At 61.9% G+C, this 17,067-nt stretch carries 11 protein-coding genes and 1 pseudogene; 6 read left to right on the top strand and 6 right to left on the bottom strand.

Annotated features, from left to right (window positions below; all coding sequences use genetic code 11):
* Positions 1–140: 140 nt before the first annotated feature.
* Positions 141–248, top strand: a pseudogene (locus tag AC07XF_RS14195) (DUF6124 family protein); the annotation flags it as partial.
* A gap of 33 nt (positions 249–281) precedes the next feature.
* On the opposite strand, the gene pvdO reads toward AC07XF_RS14195, so the two are convergent.
* Genes pvdO through pvdM form a run of 3 tightly spaced genes read right to left on the bottom strand, consistent with a single transcriptional unit; the run spans position 282 to position 3,859 of the window.
* Positions 282–1,169 (bottom strand): dihydropyoverdine dehydrogenase, encoded by an 888-nt coding sequence (gene pvdO / locus AC07XF_RS14190; protein ID WP_495026985.1) that lies wholly within the window; start codon positions 1,167–1,169, stop codon positions 282–284.
* Between the two features lie 29 nt (positions 1,170–1,198).
* Positions 1,199–2,479 carry a pyoverdine-tailoring periplasmic protein PvdN gene (pvdN, locus tag AC07XF_RS14185; protein ID WP_495026984.1) on the bottom strand — a complete coding sequence of 427 codons (1,281 nt, stop codon included), beginning with the start codon at positions 2,477–2,479 and terminating at the stop codon, positions 1,199–1,201.
* A gap of 30 nt (positions 2,480–2,509) precedes the next feature.
* Entirely contained in the window at positions 2,510–3,859 is a 1,350-nt protein-coding gene (pvdM, locus tag AC07XF_RS14180; protein ID WP_495026983.1) for a pyoverdine-tailoring dipeptidase-like protein PvdM, read from the bottom strand.
* Positions 3,860–4,101: 242 nt separating this feature from the next.
* On the opposite strand from pvdM, the gene pvdP reads away from it, so the two are divergent.
* Positions 4,102–5,721: a pyoverdine maturation tyrosinase PvdP gene (pvdP, locus tag AC07XF_RS14175; RefSeq protein ID WP_495026982.1), complete on the top strand. Its 1,620-nt coding sequence runs from the start codon at positions 4,102–4,104 to the stop codon at positions 5,719–5,721.
* Positions 5,722–5,863: 142 nt separating this feature from the next.
* Here pvdP and AC07XF_RS14170 read toward each other — a convergent pair whose 3' ends face one another.
* The 3 genes from AC07XF_RS14170 to AC07XF_RS14160 are packed head-to-tail and all read right to left on the bottom strand — an operon-like array spanning position 5,864 to position 10,412.
* Positions 5,864–7,258 carry an efflux transporter outer membrane subunit gene (locus AC07XF_RS14170; protein WP_495026981.1) on the bottom strand — a complete coding sequence of 465 codons (1,395 nt, stop codon included), beginning with the start codon at positions 7,256–7,258 and terminating at the stop codon, positions 5,864–5,866.
* 7 nt (positions 7,259–7,265) lie between these two features.
* Complete coding sequence (locus tag AC07XF_RS14165) at positions 7,266–9,239, bottom strand: MacB family efflux pump subunit (protein WP_495026980.1); 1,974 nt, start codon at positions 9,237–9,239, stop codon at positions 7,266–7,268.
* Complete coding sequence (locus AC07XF_RS14160; RefSeq protein WP_495026979.1) at positions 9,240–10,412, bottom strand: efflux RND transporter periplasmic adaptor subunit; 1,173 nt, start codon at positions 10,410–10,412, stop codon at positions 9,240–9,242.
* Positions 10,413–10,808: 396 nt separating this feature from the next.
* Between AC07XF_RS14160 and AC07XF_RS14155 the strand changes: the two genes are divergently transcribed.
* From AC07XF_RS14155 to AC07XF_RS14140, 4 genes are all read left to right on the top strand, one after another.
* Positions 10,809–11,291, top strand: coding sequence for a sigma-70 family RNA polymerase sigma factor (locus tag AC07XF_RS14155; protein ID WP_495026978.1), 483 nt, complete (start codon positions 10,809–10,811; stop codon positions 11,289–11,291).
* 146 nt (positions 11,292–11,437) lie between these two features.
* Complete coding sequence (locus tag AC07XF_RS14150) at positions 11,438–12,775, top strand: lysine N(6)-hydroxylase/L-ornithine N(5)-oxygenase family protein (protein WP_495026977.1); 1,338 nt, start codon at positions 11,438–11,440, stop codon at positions 12,773–12,775.
* 561 nt (positions 12,776–13,336) lie between these two features.
* A complete protein-coding gene (gene mgtA / locus AC07XF_RS14145; RefSeq protein ID WP_495026976.1) occupies positions 13,337–16,051 on the top strand; it encodes a magnesium-translocating P-type ATPase in 2,715 nt (904 codons plus the stop codon).
* A 133-nt stretch (positions 16,052–16,184) separates the two neighbouring features.
* On the top strand, positions 16,185–16,901 hold the full coding sequence (locus AC07XF_RS14140; RefSeq protein ID WP_007999644.1) for an MgtC/SapB family protein: 717 nt from the start codon (positions 16,185–16,187) through the stop codon (positions 16,899–16,901).
* Positions 16,902–17,067: the final 166 nt, after the last annotated feature.

The following is a 17,067-nucleotide window of genomic DNA, read 5'->3' as shown; positions in this document are numbered from 1 at the left end:
CATTACGTGCACTGCCTGAGCTCATTAGGACGCAGCAATATATTCATCGTCGGCAGTCTCGGTGTGTTGTAGTTCGATGTGATCGCCAGCCGTTTGTAAGAAGAATACAAGGTCAACCACGACTACGAATTAATCACCGTCATCTGGAGGGCGGTGACCGCAATACACTGCTGGGCATTTCCAATAGCGTGATGCTCGCGGAGATCACCGCAAACCGCGTGCTGGATCAAATCGAACCGTCTGCATAAAAGCGCAACAGCACCTATCGCCTGTGGGAGTGATTAGAGAGTGCGTACTACACGAAATCCGATCCAGTCGCCACGGGTCTGCGGGTCGATGTCATTGCGGTTGCCTGAGCGGGAAAATACCGGTGCTTCGCCCCAGTCATTGCCGCGGATGCGCAGGGTGTCGCAGTTGGGTTCGGTCCAGGCACTGCCGTCGGTGGGCGCGCCGACGTAGTCCGGGTGGTAGCAGTCGGCGATCCACTCGTAGACGTTGCCGTGCATGTCGTACAGGCCAAAGGCATTCGGTGGGTAGCTGCCGACCGGCGAACTATAGCTGTAGCCATCGGTGGGGCCGTAAGTGTTGGCGTGGGTGGCGATGCTGTACTCGGTGCCGGGGTCGAACGGGAAGGGGAACGGTCCCGTTGAACCGGCACGGGCCGCGTACTCGCGTTGGGCCTCGCTGACGATGTGGTAGTGCTGGCCGGTTTTCAGCGACAGCCAGGCGACATACGCCGAGACTTCGGCGAAGTTCATGCACACCGCAGGCTGGCGCGGCCCCTGGGGATAGCGCGGCTTGCCGTTGATGCACTCGCGGCCGGGGCGGGTGTCGCCATCGGGCAGGGTGAGTCCGGTTTCCTTGAGGTACTGGTCCCATTCAGCGGCGGTGATCTGGTAACGGCTCATGGCGAACGGTTGGGCGAACGTCACTTCATGCATCGGGCCTTCATCTGGCTCGCGGCCAACCTCGTCTTCCGGGGTGCCCATGGTGAAGGTGCCGGCGGGCAGCACCACCATTTCCGGGCAATTACGGCAGTCTTTAAAGACCTTGCCCGGCAACGGCGCCGTGTACGCCTGGGCGAGACTCGGCACGGCACTGCCGAGCAATGCCAGCAGCATCAGGGTGCCCAGGCGTTTGGCGCGCCACCTGTACAGGATGTTTTTCATAAGGCTTCTCGCTAAAGGGAATCGGCGGTTCAGAGTTTGCTGGCCATCAGCTCCATCAACCTGTCGATGTGCGCTTCGGTATTGAGCAGCCCCGGCGACACACGAATGATCGGCCCGACATCGCGGTCGACGGCGTCACACACCACACGCTGGTCCATCAGGAAATTGGCGACTTCCTCGCAGTCCTGATTCTTGATGCGGAAGAAGGTGAAACCGGCGGAATACTCCGGCGACAACGGCGTGACCAGCTCCACCGACGGGTGCGCCTGCAAGCGTTTTTTCAGGTAGCTGTTGATGTCGTGAATGCGCGTCGCGACCTCGGCCTTGCCCAGTTCCAGGTGCAATTTGAAGGCTTCGGTCAGCGCCCAGCGGTGTTCGAACGAGTGATAGCCGCCGTAGGTCATCACCGTGGAAAACTGAGTCGCTTCGGAGAAGGTCGGGATGGTCGGGGTCACGTCCTTGAGTTCGTCGGAACGGGCACAGATGATCCCGGTACCCCGTGGGCCGAACATCCATTTATGGGTGCCAGCGATGAAGAAATCGCAGTGCATGTCCGGGAAGTCGAGGTTTTCCACGCCGAAGCCGTGGACGCCGTCCACCACGAACAGGATGCGGTCCTTGTCGGCGCGGCCACGGTTTTTTTCTTCCACCAGTTTGCCGATCTCGCCAATCGGCAACTTCACGCCGCTGCCGGAGTGCACCCAGGTCATGCCGAGTACGCGAGTCTCGGGACGAATGTTTTTCTCAATCGCCGCCAGCACTTCGGCAGTCGAGACTTTGTATGGGTCTTCGAACAGTCTGATTTTACGAACCTGGGTGCCGTCCTTCTGGGTGCGGAACTCGAACACGCTGTTGGCGGCGTAGTGTTCGTGTTCGCTGGTGAGGATTTCCTGGTCCGGGCGCACGTGGATGCCGGCGTAAATCATCGCCAGGCCTTCGGTGGTGCTGCCGGTCAGGGCGATTTGTGACGGCTTGGCCTTCAAGTAACGGCCGGCCCACACGCGCACCTCTTCTTCGCGGCGTTCGGTTTCGCCGCGATGCCAGTCCATGGCCAGGCCGGGGTTGCGATCGAGGCTGGCGCGGTGCATCTCGATGGCTTCACGCACCGGACGCGGGTGCGAGGTCACCAGGAAGTTGGCGAAGTGCAGGTAGTTCGGGTCTTGGGTGAACAGTTGGCGCAACTGCTCCCATTTGTCCTTGGGCAAGGGCGCCGGGGCTGCGGCCTGTGTCGGCATGTTTACGGCCGAGGCCAGGGGAATGCCGGCCGCCAGAATGCCGGCCTGCTTGAGGAATGAACGACGATTGGTCATGGGTTCGGTTCGCTTTGGCAAAAGGAAATATCAGTTCTGGACCACAGGCCGGGAAGACTTCTGTACCTGGTCCCAGACCCGCAGGAAGTTGCCGCCCCAGAGCTTGGCGATGTCGGCTTCACTGTAGCCGCGGCTGATCAGTTCGGCGGTCACGTTGCGGGCTTCGCTGACGTCTTTCCAGCCGTCGAGGCCGCCGCCGTCGTTGAAGTCGGAACTGATGCCGACGTGGTCGATGCCGATTTTCTTCACGGCGTAATCGATCGCATCGCCGTAGTCCTTGAGACTGGCCTTGGGTTCTTCGTCGAGGATCGAATAGAGCTGGCTGGCGTACTCGCCGAAACGCTGCTCGGGCCAGACAGTGATCACCGGGTCGCCAGGCATCAGGGCCATCTCCAGGCCTTGCAATGGTTGCAGGTCGAAGTGCGCGCGCAGGGCGTTGAGCTTGTCCTGGGTGGCCTGGCTGAGGGGGCGGATGTAAGTCGGAAAACCGACAATCTGCACCACGCCGCCGCTGTTTTTGATCAGCTGCATTTCCGGGTCGCTGAGGTTGCGCGGGATGTCCACCAGCGCTCGCGGTGCCGAGTGCGACGCCACCATCGGCGTGCGGCTCAATTGCGCAACTTGCTCCAGGGCCTTGGTCGACATCTGCGAGACATCGATGATCACGCCCAGGTCGTTGAGGCGATGCACCGCTTGCTTGCCGATGTCGGACAGCCCGCCCAAGGCATCCCGCGAATCATTGAAAAACGGCAGTGGCCGCGACGAGTCGGCCCAGGCATTGTTGCCCACGTAGCTGAAACCGAACATGCGCATGCCGCGCGCCGCCCACTTGTCCAGGGCGTTGAGGTCATTGCCCAGCGGGTAGGCGTTGAGCATGCTGATGAACACCGCGAACTTGCCTTCGCCGTGCAGGCGGCGGAAGTCGTCGGGGGTGTAGGCGATGGCGACTTGATGGGGGAAGTCACGCACCATCGCGCTGATGATCTTGTAGCGGGTTTCCTGCTCGTGTCGGGCCTCGTCGACGAAACCGGCGGTGGGGCGATGGGGCGCGTTGGGGCCGTTCCAGATTTCCGGCCAGCCGAAAATCGTCAGCGCGGCCCCGGACAGGCGCCCGCGTCCGGTTTTGACCAGGTCGAACTGGCCTTCGCCATCCTTGTCGACTTCGTTGCCGGTGGTGCCGAAATCCATGGGCACGGTGATGTGGCTGTCGAACGAGAGGATGCGTTCCTGCAGTTGGTCGGCCTGTTTCATTACCTTGACCGGGTAGCCGGGGTTGTCCCTGAATCCATAATCCCAGACCGCAAAGCCGGCACCGGCACTGATTGCCAGGGCCAGCGGCAGGCCGATGAAAAGAGCCTTTTTCGAACGTGGTTTTGTCATTGCCGTCTCAGTCAGGTTCGCCGTCGGGGATCAGGCGCAGGGGGCCTTTGCTATCTGGGGGGAACGAGTGGCCGGGGAAGGAATTTAGTGTTTGTGCCGACCCCTTCGCTGGCAAGCCAGCTCCTACAAGGGAACGCGGTCAAATGTAGGAGCTGGCTTGCCAGCGAAGCTTTTAAATTTATGCGGACAACAAACGTTCTAGCTTGGATAAAGCCTGCTCCATGGCTGACACAGGTAGGGCAATGACGATTTCTCGACGATGGTTCCTCGCGGGTCTGGCGCTGACCGGTGCCGCCGTGCCGGCGGTGTATTTCGGTCATCGCGAACTGACCAGACCGGACCCGACGATTACCCCCGGCGAAGCCTCGTTCGACGTGGCGGATGTTGCCGGCCAGCGCCTGTCGGATACCTTGCGCGGGGTCTGGCAGATTCGTTTCGAAGGCCGTGACGCCGGTATCGAAGGCTTGCCGCTGGAGGGGCTGGAAGTGTTCCTCGATATCGGCCACAAAGGTCGCGGCGTGGTGGGGTTTCTCGACACCGGTGAGCGTTTGCGCTCCACCGAAGAGCCCCGCTACCGGGTGCTCGGCGATCTGTCTGGAGCCAACCCGAAACAGTTGAGTTGGCGATTGCTTGGTGCCAATGATTGTTGCGATTACGAGTTCGACATGACCCTGGACGAGGTCTGGGCCGGTTTCGGTAACGCTGGCAGCGGTAGCCTCAGTGGGCGCGTGCTGGACCTGAATCGCCCGCTGATGCTGACGGCCCAGGACAATCGCTTCATTGCGGTCAAGCGGGTATTCCCTGAAGCCCGCGAGCGCAGCGGCCTCAATCCGACCCTGCTGGCCTGGCTGGTCTCAGCGGAGCACCGTTTGTTTCACCAGCTCTGGCATGCCTCCCGGGACAAATGGCACAAGCTGTCCGAAGACCAGCGCGGCGCCTTGCGTGGCATCGGCTGGCAGCCCGGCCCGCGGGACAGGGAGCGCGACGCCCGTGGTCCGCGCAAGGATCGCAATGGTTCGGGCGTGGACTTTTTCTTCATGCACCGGCACATGCTCGGTACTGCACGTTCGATGCAGGACTTGCCGTCCTGGACGCATTTCCCGTTGCCGCAGCCGGAACTGGTGCGGGACCGGCTCGGCTTTGCGCGTTACTTCGACAATTACGACGGCACTGCGCTGCCGCCGACCTGGCTGGCCGAGGACGATGACGAGTACACGCAATGGGTCAGCGACATCAAGACCCGCGAGACGTATCACAGCAATTTCCAGGTCTGGGAATCCCGCTACCGTGATCCGCGTTACCTGTCGACGCTGACCCTGGGGCAGTTCGGTTCCGAGGTCGAACTGGGCCTGCACGACTGGCTGCACATGCGCTGGGCCTCGGTGCCGCGTGATCCGTCCAACGGTCAGCCGGTGCCGTTCGCCCGGGATCCGGCGGACTTTTCCGCACGCTGGTTCGCCGCGGAAAACGACTTCCTCGGTGACCCGTTTTCTTCCCATGTGAGCCCGGTGTTCTGGCATTTCCACGGCTGGATCGACGATCGCCTGGAGGACTGGTTTCGCGCCCACGAGCGCTTCCATCCGGGGCAGGTCAGTCGGCTGCAGGTCAACGGCGTGCAATGGTTTGCGCCGGGGCGCTGGGTCGAGATCGATGATCCGTGGCTCGGCCCGATCACCCACGGCTGCAGCACCACGCCGGGGTTGCAGGCTGGCAAGTCAGTGGAAATGGACCCGGAAACCATGAAGCTGGCGTTGCGCATTACCTTTGGCGAAGACGAGAAGAAGCTGAAGGATTTGTTCCGCAAAGTGCCGCAGCGGCCGTGGTATGCGCGCAATCTGAAGGCTAGACAGAACCAGGCTTGATAGCGCGTTATCGTTTATCGCGAGCAGGCAATGTTGATGTTGGATGTACCAGCCCCTTCGCGAGCAAGCCCGCTCCCACAGGTAACCGCATTCCAATGTGGGAGCGGGCTTGCTCGCGAAGGCGTCCCGACAGACACCATGATTAAAGAACCTGCCACCCCCCACCCAACGCCTTGTACAGGGCAATGCTCGCCTGCATCCGTGACAACCGCAGTTGCACGTTCAAATCCTGCGCCGCATACAGCGTGCGTTGCGTTTCCAGCACTGTCAGCAAATCCTCGGCCCCGGCCTGATAACGGCTTTGCGCGATGTCGAACGCGGTTTGCGCCTGGCTCAATTCTTCACTCTGCCATTGGCGCTGTTCATCCAGTCCGCGAATGCTGTTGAGGGCTTTTTCGACGTCGGCGAAGCCATTGATGATCGCGCCGCGATAGGTCTCCAGCAGTTCCTCTTGGCGCGCCGTGGCCTTGTCGCGCTGGGCGCCGAGGCGGCCGTTGTTGAACACCGGCGCGAGCAGTCCGGCGGTGAGGTTGTAGAAGGGGCTGCGCAGAATGTCGTCGGCCCGGTTGGCGCCGGAGCCGAGTTCGGCGGTGAGGGTCACGGTCGGCAGCATCGCCGCCCGGGCGACGCTGACGTCGGCCTGAGCGGCGGCCAGTTGCGCCTCGGCCCGGGCAATGTCCGGGCGGCGTCTGAGCAACAGGCTGGGCACTCCGGCGTCAATTGTAGGCCAGGTCAGTTGATCGAAGCGTTCCTGGCCCAGCGCCAGCGCCTGAACCGGGCGGCCGAGCAGGGCGGCGAGACTGATCCGCGCCTCCTCGGCCTGTTGCTGCACCAGCGGCAACTGGCGTTGCTGCGCCGCCACCAGACTTTTTTGCTGCGCCAGTTCCAGGGCCGTGGCCGAACCCGAATCGAAGCGGGTCTGCACCAGATTCAACACGCTTTGGGCATTGGCCAGGTTCAACCCGGCGATGCGGCTCTGCTCCTGCAACGACAAGGCTTGCGCATAGCCGTTGGCGACGCTGCTGAGCAACGTCAGCTCCACGGTGGCCTGATCGAACTCGCTGGCTTTCAGACTGAATTGCGCACTGTCGCGGCTGGCCTGTTGGCCACCCCAGAAATCGATTTCGTAGCTGGCAGTCAGGTTCGCAGTGAAGTAGTCGACGGCGTCGTTATCGCTGTCGGCGTCGAGCTGACTGTAGCCGCTGCCACGCAGCAGCTTCTGGCGATTGGCGTTGACCCCGGCCTTGACCTCGGGCAGTTGCGAGCCGCCGGCAATCACCGTGTCGGCCTGGGCCTGGCGCACCCGGGCGATGGCTGCGGCCAAATCGTAACTGCCGAGCCGCGCCTGTTCGATCAGGCGACCCAGTTGCGGGCTGCCAAAACGGTTCCACCATTGCTGGTTGTCGTGGGCTGCACCGACGGTGTGCGGCGATTGCCAGGTGGCCGCAGGCTGAATGCCGCTGTCGGGACGCTGGGCCGGACTGCCGCAGGCGCTGAGCAACAGGCACAGGGTTAACACACTGAGTGGCGGCTTCATCAATCGATCATTCACTGGTAAGGGCCGTGACCGGGTCGAGTCGGGCAGCTTTGCGGGCCGGCATGTAGCCGAAAACAACACCGGTGACGAGGGCACAGCCGAAGGCGCCCAGCACCGCTATCAGGGAGAATGCGACAGCGACTTCGCTGAAAATCAGCACGCCACCGACGATCAGCGCCAGGGCAATCCCGGTGAGGCCGCCCACCACCGAAAGCATCACCGCTTCGGTGAGGAACTGGCGCAGGATGTCGCGCTGGCGGGCGCCGGTGGCCATGCGGATACCGATCTCGCGGGTACGTTCGCGCACGGTCATGAGCATGATGTTCATCACGCCGATCCCGCCCACCAGCAGCGAAATCGCGGCAATCGAGCCGAGCATCAGCGACAGGGTGTTTTGCGTGCGTGCCTCGGCCTGGATCATCGCCGCGTTGTTGGTCAGTTCGAAATCGCGCTTGCCGTCGTGCAGGCGCAGCATCAATTGCTCGATGGCTTTTTCGGTCTCCTTGACCTTGCGCGCGTCGGCGGCGGCGATGGCGATGTACTCGGGATTGTGGGTGCCGAACAGGCGCACACTGGCGGCGGAGTAGGGGATGGCGATGCGGTCGTCGCTGTCGGAGTCGCCGGAGCTGGCGCCTTTTTCCGCGAGCACCCCGACCACCTGGAAGGGTACGTTTTCGATCAGGATGTACTGGCCGATCGGGTTGGCCACGTCCTTGAGCAATTTGCTCCGCACCTTGTGCCCGATCACGGCGACTGCGGCGGCGTTCTGTTCATCAGCGTGGGTGAAGTAGCTGCCTTCGACCACCGGCCAGTTGAAAATGGCCGGGAAGTTGGTGTCGTTACCACCGACGTAGCTCAAGTGATCAAGGTTGCCGAAACGCACCCCGGCCTCCTGGCCGTTGACCGGCATGATCCGCATTACCTGAGGCAAACTTGCAATCGCCGCGACCTCATCGAGGGTGACGATGCCCATTGGCGTGCGCGGGTTGGGCGCCGAGCCGCTGAGGTAAATGATGTTGGACCCGAACGCGCCCATCTGCGCCATCACCTGGCGTTTGCTGCCTTCGCCCACGGCCAGCATCACCACCACCGAGGCCACGCCGATGATGATCCCGAGCAAGGTCAGCGCGGTGCGGAACTTGTTGATCCACATCACCCGCCACGCCGCATTCACGGCATCCACCAATTCACCCTTCCAGGCGCCAGTGGCTTCTGCGCCTTCGCTCAGGCGCTTGCGCAGGTCTACCGCTTGCAGGGCGCCGGGGTTGGCCGAGTGTTGCGCGGCAGGGTTGTCCCTGACGCTGTCGCTGATGATCAAACCGTCGCGGATCTCGATGATGCGTTTGGCCCGGGCCGCCACTTCGCGGTCGTGGGTGATGAGGATCACCACGTGGCCCTGGCTCGCCAGTTCGTCGAGCAGGGCCATGACCTCGGCGCCGCTGTGGCTGTCGAGGGCGCCGGTGGGTTCGTCGGCGAGGATGATGTGGCCGCCGTTCATCAAGGCGCGGGCAATCGACACCCGTTGCTGTTGTCCGCCCGAGAGTTGATGCGGACGGTTGCCGGTGCGCGAAGCCAGGCCGAGGCGGTCGAGCAGGGCGGCGGCGCGGGCGTGGCGTTCGGCGGCTGGGGTACCTGCGTAGATCGCCGGCATCTCGACGTTTTCCTGGGCCGAACCGGACGGAATCAGGTGATAACCCTGGAACACAAAACCAAAGGCTTCGCGACGCAGCCAGGCCAGCTCGTCACTGTCGAGGGCGGCGACGTTTTCCCCGGCGAAGCGGTATTCACCCGAGGTCGGGCGGTCGAGGCAGCCGAGGATGTTCATCAGCGTCGACTTGCCGGAGCCGGAGGCGCCGACAATCGCCACGAACTCCCCGGCATGGATCGACAGGTCGATGCCGCGCAACACGTGAACTTCAGGCGCGTCGCCACCGCCGTAGGCTTTGCGGATGTCCTGGAGTTCGATCAGGGGCGTCTGCATTCAGCCGCCACTCCCGTCGGCCGGGCCGATCAACAGGTGATCGCCCTCTTGCAGGCCGTCGAGGATCTGTACGCGCAGGCGATCACTGATGCCGGTACGGACATTGCGTTGCTGGATGTCACCGTTTTTGGCGACGACTTGGGCAGTTTGGCCATCAGCCTGGGTGCCGCTTTGCAGGGCTGCGATGGGCGCGGTCAGGACGTTCTTCGCTTGATCGGCGACGAAAAACACTTGGGTGGTCATTTCTGCCATCAGCGCGTTATCGGCGTTGTCGACGTCCAGTAATACCGTGTACAGCACCACGCGAGCACTGCCGCTTTTGCTGCTGCTGGCGGGGCTGCCGCCGCCCTGGCTGGTCTGGTCCAGCGGCTTGGGCGGGACGGGGAGGATTTGCCGCACGGTGCTGGTCCAGCGCCGGGTGCCGCCGCTCAAGGTGGTGAACCAGGCGTGCATGCCGGGTTTGACGTGGCCGATGTCGGCCTCCGAGACCTCGGCCCACACGGTCATTGGCGAGAGTTTGGCGATGCGCAGGATCAGCGGCGTCTGCTGCTGGGCGTTGAGGGTCTGGCCGACCCGGGCATCCAGCGCCACCACTGTGCCGGCCATCGGTGCATAAATCCGTGTGTAGCCCAACTCGGCCTGATCGCTGCGCAGGCTGGCTTCGGCCTGGCGGATCTGCGCCTGGAACATGTCGACACGGGCCTGGGTGGCACGCAGTTCCGCCTGGGCGGTCTGCACGTCTTCTTCACGGGTGGCGCCGCCAGCGGCGAGGTTCTGTTGACGCTGGTATTTCTGCCGGGCCAGTTGGTGTTGCGCCCGTTGCTCCTGCAACTGCGCCTTGAGGTTTTCGATGGAGAAGCGTCCGGCATCGAGTTTAGCCTGTTGCGTGGACGGGTCGATTTCCACCAGCAACTGGCCTTCCTTGACCACATCCCCGACTTCCACGTGGATCTTGTGGATCTGCCCGGAGGCCTGGGCGCCGACGTCGACATAACGCCGCGGTTGCAGGGTGCCCAATGCCGTGACACTGCTTTCAATGTCGGCGCGGCTGACCTGGACGGTGGCGAACTGGTCGCGGCCGGGCGGGATGAACTGCCAGGCGGCGACGGCAACCACGGGGATCAGGCAAAGTGCTGCAAGCAGGGCGCGTCGGGTCTGTCGGGGACGTTTCATGCAGGGTTCCGGCCTTGGGAAATCGGCCCGTCGTTCAGCGGCGAGTCGATGGCTGAACACTGTCGGCAGGGCCGGGCAGGGACGGGGAGCTGTCCTGTAAACGTTGAACCGGGCGTGGAATTTAGGCGACGACACAATCTAATGTGGGAGCGGGCTTGCTCGCGAAAGCGGTGGGTCAGTCGATGATGTCGGTGACTGATACATCGCCTTCGCGAGCAAGCCCGCTCCCACATGGATCAGAGCTATTTATCGGTCAAGGCGACGCAGTACTTTAAATCTATATGAGAATTACTATAAATTACGCGGCTCGAACTGCCACTATCGTGCCACTGCGTGATTCAGCGGTCGCCGAAACGGCTCAAGGATAGAAACCGCGCCCCTGTGCGGACGGGAGTCATGTTGGAAAACTACTATCGCGAACTGGTGTGTTTCCTCAACGCCAGGCTGGGCAACCGCCAGGTGGCCGAAGATGTGGTTCATGACGCTTATCTGCGCGTGCTGGAACGGACCAGCGAAGCGCCGATCGAGCAGCCCCGCGCATTCCTGTATCGCACCGCATTGAATCTGGTCATCGATGACCACCGGCGCAACGCCTTGCGTCGCGCCGAACCGCTGGACGTGCTCGACAGCGAAGAACGCTACTTCACGCCTTCGCCGCACAAGGACCTCGATCACGGCCAGCGCCTGGACATGCTCCAGCGTGCTTTGTCGGAGCTGCCACGGCTGTGCCGCGAGAGCTTTCTGTTGCGCAAGATCGAGGGCTTGTCCCATCCGCAAATCGCCGAGCAATTGGGCATTTCCCGTGCACTGGTCGAAAAGCACATCGTCAATGCCATGAAGCATTGCCGTGTGCGGATGCGTCGGTGGGAAGGCCACTGATCCCCCGGCTCCATCAAGCCCCGTTAAATTTTGTTTCATTGTCCTCGTTCCTACTCAACAGACGACCTGTTGTGCGGCCCTTGGTGGGTCAGGTCACTTAGGTTCAATGCCCCGTTTTTGAGGGGAACATCCAGAGGACACTGGAAATGACTCAGGCAATTGCATCGCCCCTCGTTCACGACCTGATCGGCGTCGGTTTCGGCCCGTCGAACCTGGCACTGGCCATCGCGTTGCAAGAGCGCAGCGCGAGCCAGGGCGAACTGGATGTGCTGTTTCTCGACAAGCAGGCCGACTACCGCTGGCACGGCAATACCCTGGTGACCCAGAGCGAGTTGCAGATTTCCTTCCTCAAGGACCTGGTGACCCTGCGCAATCCGACCAGCCCTTACTCGTTCGTCAATTACCTCAAGGCCCACGGGCGCCTGGTGGACTTCATCAACCTGGGCACCTTCTATCCGTGTCGCATGGAGTACAACGACTACCTGCGCTGGGTCGCCGGGCAGTTCACCGCGCAAAGCCGTTACGGCGAAGAAGTGCTGACCATCGAGCCGGTGCTGCACAACCATCAGGTCGAGGCGTTGCGGGTGATTTCCCGCGATGCGACCGGGCATCAACAGGTGCGCACTACCCGTTCGGTGGTGGTCAGCGCCGGTGGCACGCCGCGCATTCCCGAAGTGTTCAAGGCACTCAAGGATGACGGCCGGGTGTTCCACCATTCCCAGTACCTGGCGCAGATGGCCAAACAGCCGTGCGTGGACAACCGGCCGATGCGCATTGCGATCATCGGTGGCGGGCAGAGCGCGGCGGAAGCCTTCATCGATTTGAACGACAGCTTCCCGTCGGTGCAGGTGGACATGATCCTGCGTGGCTCGGCACTCAAGCCGGCCGATGACAGCCCCTTCGTCAATGAAGTGTTCTCGCCGGAGTTCACCGACCTGGTGTTCCAGCAGCCCGACAGCGAGCGCGAGCGACTGGTGAACGAGTACCACAACACCAATTACTCGGTGGTGGACATCGATCTGATCGAGCGCATCTACGGCATCTTCTACCGGCAGAAAGTCTCGGGCATCGCCCGCCATGCGTTCCACACCCTGACCACCCTCTCAAAAGCCACAGCCAACGAACGTGGTATCGAACTGGTGTTGCGCAATAACGCCAGCGGTGAAGTCTCGGTTCGTCACTACGACGCCGTGGTCCTGGCTACCGGTTACGAGCGGCAGATGCACCGCAAGTTGCTGGCGCCGCTGGAGGAGTACCTGGGTGACTTCGAGGTCGATCGCCACTACAAACTGATCACCGATGAGCGCTGCAAGGCCGGTCTCTACATGCAGGGCTTCTGCCAGGCCAGCCATGGGCTGAGCGACACCTTGTTGTCGATCCTGCCGATTCGTGCCGATGAAATTGCCGGCTCGCTGTATGAACATGGCAAGCATCGCGGGCACAGTCGGTCGGTGGTGGATTTGTTGTTGGCGACTGCCAGCTGAGATTTGCGGCGACTACAAGGCCCTCTTCGCGAGCAAGCCCGCTCCCACATTGAACACAGGTCCATTGTGGGAGCGGGCTTGCTCGCGAAGGGGCCATGGAAAACACCACAAATGTTGAATCCTGAACCCTTCCTGAAGAACCCCGCGATTCCACTTCAGCTCGGCAATGCCTGGTTTACTCTGCAAAAACCGGGGCGTAAGCTTCGCGCGTTTTCATCCATTACGGAGACCCACAGTGGGTACTTGTTCGAGTGACAGTTGTCGGCCGGTCTCGGTAACCGGCATTTTCTCGGCAAGATAACGCGCAGTCTCCTGTGCCGTTGTCTCGCCGAAAAGCGAGCAGCGGCATCCCGGTCATGGCCAATTCCGGCCGAGTCCCGACGCCCCTCTCATCGACGCTGAACAGTGCGTGGTTTCGACTTTTTGTCGTGGCCGCCGCTCTATCGACACGCCTGTCATTCGTGACCGGCGCGCCAGGCCTTGCCATGCCGGTTGTTCCGGCGGCAGCGGCGTGGACCTGCCTGCTTGACGGTTTCCCGGCTGACCAAAGGGGCACCAGCCATGAAACTTACCCTCAAGGAATTCTTCGCAGGCTTCCTGCGCAACCGCCACATCGCCCGACACTTCCGTCGCCTGGCGTTGCTGGAAACCTTCACCGACACCACGGTCAGCCGTGAAGTCCCGCCGACCCTGGCGCAAACCCTGGTGGCCGCTGCCGGCAGTGAAACGGGCCAGTTGCTCAACTCACTCGGCACCCACACCGACGGCTTGAGCGAACTCGAAGCCGATGCCCTGCGTGAGCAATATGGCCTCAACGAAGTCGAGCACGAGCAGCCGCTACCGTGGTGGACGCACCTGTGGCACTGCTACAAAAATCCGTTCAACCTGCTGCTGACGTTGCTGGCGGTCATTTCGTGGCTGACCGAAGACATGAAAGCCGCCATCGTGATTTTTTCCATGGTGGTGCTCTCGACCTTGCTGCGTTTCTGGCAGGAAACCAAATCCAACCAGGCCGCCGATGCCCTCAAGGCCATGGTCAGCAACACGGCCACGGTGATGCGCCGCGACCTTGAGGACCACAGCGCGCAACGCATCGAATTGCCGATCAAACAACTGGTTCCGGGCGACCTGATCGTGCTGTCCGCCGGTGACATGATTCCCGCCGATTGCCGGGTGCTCAGTGCCAAGGACCTGTTCGTCAGCCAGGCGGCGATGACCGGTGAATCGATGCCGGTGGAAAAATTTCCTCGCCAGCAGGACCGCGACACGCGCAACCCGCTGGACCTGGACAACATCCTGTTCATGGGCACCAACGTGGTGTCCGGCACGGCGATGGCGGTGATCCTCACCACCGGCAACAGCACCTATTTCGGCGCCCTGGCCCAGCGGGTCGGTGCGACGGATCGCGCGCCGACTTCGTTCCAGACCGGGGTCAACAAAGTCAGCTGGCTGCTGATCCGCTTCATGTTCGTCATGGCGCCACTGGTGTTGTTCATCAACGGTTTCACCAAGGGCGACTGGACCGAAGCGCTGCTGTTCGCACTGTCGATTGCCGTGGGCCTGACCCCGGAAATGCTGCCGATGATCGTCACCTCGACCCTGGCCAAGGGCGCGGTGTTCCTGTCGCGCAAAAAAGTCATCGTCAAACGCCTCGACGCCATTCAGAACTTCGGCGCCATGGACGTGTTGTGCACCGACAAGACCGGCACCCTGACCCAGGACAAGATTTTCCTGGCGCGCAACGTCGATGTCTGGGGCAACGACTCCGATGATGTGCTGGAAATGGCCTACCTCAACAGCTACTACCAGACCGGCCTGAAGAACCTGCTGGATGTGGCGGTGCTCGAACACGTCGAGGTCCATCGCGAATTGAAAGTCGGCACGGCGTTTCGCAAGGTCGACGAGATTCCGTTCGACTTCACTCGCCGGCGCATGTCGGTGGTGGTCGCCGAGCGCGAGCAACCGCACCTGCTGATCTGCAAGGGCGCGGTGGAAGAAGTGCTGGCGGTCTGCTCGCGGGTACGTCACGGCGAAGTCGATGAAGCGTTGACCGAAGAGCTGCTGGCGCGAATCCGTCAGGTCACGGCCACGTTCAACGCCGAAGGCTTGCGGGTGGTTGCCGTAGCGGCACGGCCGATGATCGAAGGACGCGACACCTACAGCCTGGCCGATGAACAGGAACTGACACTGATCGGTTACGTAGCGTTTCTCGATCCGCCGAAAGAAAGCACCGCACCGGCCATCAAGGCCTTGGCGGCGCATGGTGTGGCGGTGAAAGTGCTGACCGGCGACAACGAGCTGGTGACGGCGAAAATCTGCCGCGAAGTCGGCCTGGAGCAGCAGGGTCTGCTGATGGGCAACGACATCGAGCGCATGACGGATGCCGAGCTGGCGAAAGCCGTGGAGACCACCAACGTCTTCGCCAGACTGACGCCGTCGCACAAGGAACGCATCGTCCGTCTGCTCAAGGGCAACGGCCATGTGGTCGGCTTCATGGGCGACGGCATCAACGACGCCCCGGCGCTGCGCACGGCGGACATTGGTATTTCGGTGGACAGCGCCGTGGACATCGCCAAGGAAGCGGCCGACATCATCCTCCTGGAAAAGAGCCTGATGGTGCTGGAGGAGGGCGTGCTGGAAGGGCGCCGGACCTTCGCCAACATGCTCAAGTACATCAAGATGACCGCCAGTTCGAACTTCGGCAACGTGTTCTCGGTGCTGGTGGCCAGTGCGTTCATCCCGTTCCTGCCGATGCTGCCGATGCACCTGCTGGTGCAGAACCTGCTCTACGACATTTCGCAGATCGCCATCCCGTTCGATAACGTCGATGACGAAATGCTCAAGCAACCGCAACGCTGGCAGCCGGCGGATGTCGGGCGGTTCATGCTGTTTTTCGGGCCGATCAGTTCGATCTTCGACATCACCACGTTTGCCTTGATGTGGTACGTGTTCGATGCCAATACCCCGGATCACCAGACCCTGTTCCAGTCCGGCTGGTTCGTGGTCGGGCTGCTGACCCAGACGCTGATTGTGCACATGATCCGCACGCCGAAAATCCCGTTCCTGCAAAGCCGTGCGGCCATGCCGTTACTGGTGATGACCGGGCTGATCATGGCCGTGGGTATTTTCCTGCCGATGGGGCCGCTGGCGCATTACTTCAAGCTGCAGGCATTGCCGTCGCTGTACTTCGTGTTCCTGCCGGTGATCCTGCTGGCGTACATGGCGCTGACCCAGGCGGTGAAAGGGTTCTACATCCGCCGGTTTGGCTGGCAATAAAGCCGCAAAACCTGTGGGAGCGGGCTTGCTCGCGAATGTGATGTATCAGTCACCGTCATCATCGACTGACCCACCGCTTTCGCGAGCAAGCCCGCTCCCACAAGGGATCGTGTGAGTTTTCAAGGAGTTTCATATGCAAGCCATCAACAACCTCAACCTGACCTCGTTGCTCGACACCCTGGTCAGCCTCAGCGCGGCCTTTATTCTCGGCGGCCTGATCGGTTTCGAGCGTCAGTACCGGCAACGCACCGCCGGCCTGCGTACCAACGTGCTGGTGGCGGTGGGCGCGGCGATTTTCGTTGACATGGCCAACCGGCTGGCCGGGGCCGAAGGCGCGGTGCGGGTCGTGGCGTACGTGGTCTCCGGCATCGGTTTCCTCGGTGCCGGGGTGATCATGCGAGAAGAGGGCAACGTGCGCGGCCTCAATACCGCCGCGACCCTCTGGACCTCGGCGGCCGTGGGCGCCTGCGCCGGTGCCGACCTGCTGGCCGAAGCGTTGCTCGGCACGCTGTTCGTGCTCGCGGCCAACACTTTGCTGCGGCCGATCGTCAACAACATCAACCGTCAGCCGCTGGATGTGATTTCGGCAGAAGTCACCAACATCGTCTATGTCATTGCCCGGCGTACGCAGCAAAAAACCGTGCTGGCCTTGCTCGAAGCCGAGCTGGAGCGCAGCAATTATCCGGCCAGCGATGTCGATGTGCATGCCTTCGGCACGGATGAAATTGAAATCGAAGCCACCCTGGCGACCACTTCGGTCGATGGTGATGAACTGGATGCGCTGGTGGCGCGGATTTCGACGTCGACCCTGGTGGTGCAGGCGTTCTGGAGTCCGAGTACCACGGAGTAATGGCAACGGCTTCAGGGGCAAAGAGTCGTTGGCGAAGCCTTGAGGCGTGTTTACGTTTCCTCTCAAGAGTCAGACCAACCGGCCTTTATTTCGGAATAGTCCTACAGAAAGCGCGGGAGGTCTTCCGTAGGCTTTGCGACCTCTTGAAACCGACATCCTTCTGGAG

The organism is Pseudomonas sp. GW821-FHT01C01, assembly GCF_059422645.1.
The sequence above is the reverse complement of the archived record's forward strand: the minus strand, read 5'-3'. Positions and strand labels throughout refer to the sequence as shown.

Excerpts from the sequence above, each read along its gene's own strand:
- pvdN (WP_495026984.1), bottom strand. The coding sequence starts at position 2,479 with ATGACCAATCGTCGTTCATTCCTCAAGCAGGCCGGCATTCTGGCGGCC.
- AC07XF_RS14160 (WP_495026979.1), bottom strand. The coding sequence starts at position 10,412 with ATGAAACGTCCCCGACAGACCCGACGCGCCCTGCTTGCAGCACTTTGC.
- AC07XF_RS14165 (WP_495026980.1), bottom strand. The coding sequence starts at position 9,239 with ATGCAGACGCCCCTGATCGAACTCCAGGACATCCGCAAAGCCTACGGC.
- AC07XF_RS14170 (WP_495026981.1), bottom strand. The coding sequence starts at position 7,258 with ATGAAGCCGCCACTCAGTGTGTTAACCCTGTGCCTGTTGCTCAGCGCC.
- AC07XF_RS14140 (WP_007999644.1), top strand. The coding sequence starts at position 16,185 with ATGCAAGCCATCAACAACCTCAACCTGACCTCGTTGCTCGACACCCTG.
- mgtA (WP_495026976.1), top strand. The coding sequence starts at position 13,337 with ATGAAACTTACCCTCAAGGAATTCTTCGCAGGCTTCCTGCGCAACCGC.
- AC07XF_RS14155 (WP_495026978.1), top strand. The coding sequence starts at position 10,809 with ATGTTGGAAAACTACTATCGCGAACTGGTGTGTTTCCTCAACGCCAGG.
- pvdP (WP_495026982.1), top strand. The coding sequence starts at position 4,102 with ATGACGATTTCTCGACGATGGTTCCTCGCGGGTCTGGCGCTGACCGGT.
- pvdM (WP_495026983.1), bottom strand. The coding sequence starts at position 3,859 with ATGACAAAACCACGTTCGAAAAAGGCTCTTTTCATCGGCCTGCCGCTG.
- AC07XF_RS14150 (WP_495026977.1), top strand. The coding sequence starts at position 11,438 with ATGACTCAGGCAATTGCATCGCCCCTCGTTCACGACCTGATCGGCGTC.
- pvdO (WP_495026985.1), bottom strand. The coding sequence starts at position 1,169 with ATGAAAAACATCCTGTACAGGTGGCGCGCCAAACGCCTGGGCACCCTG.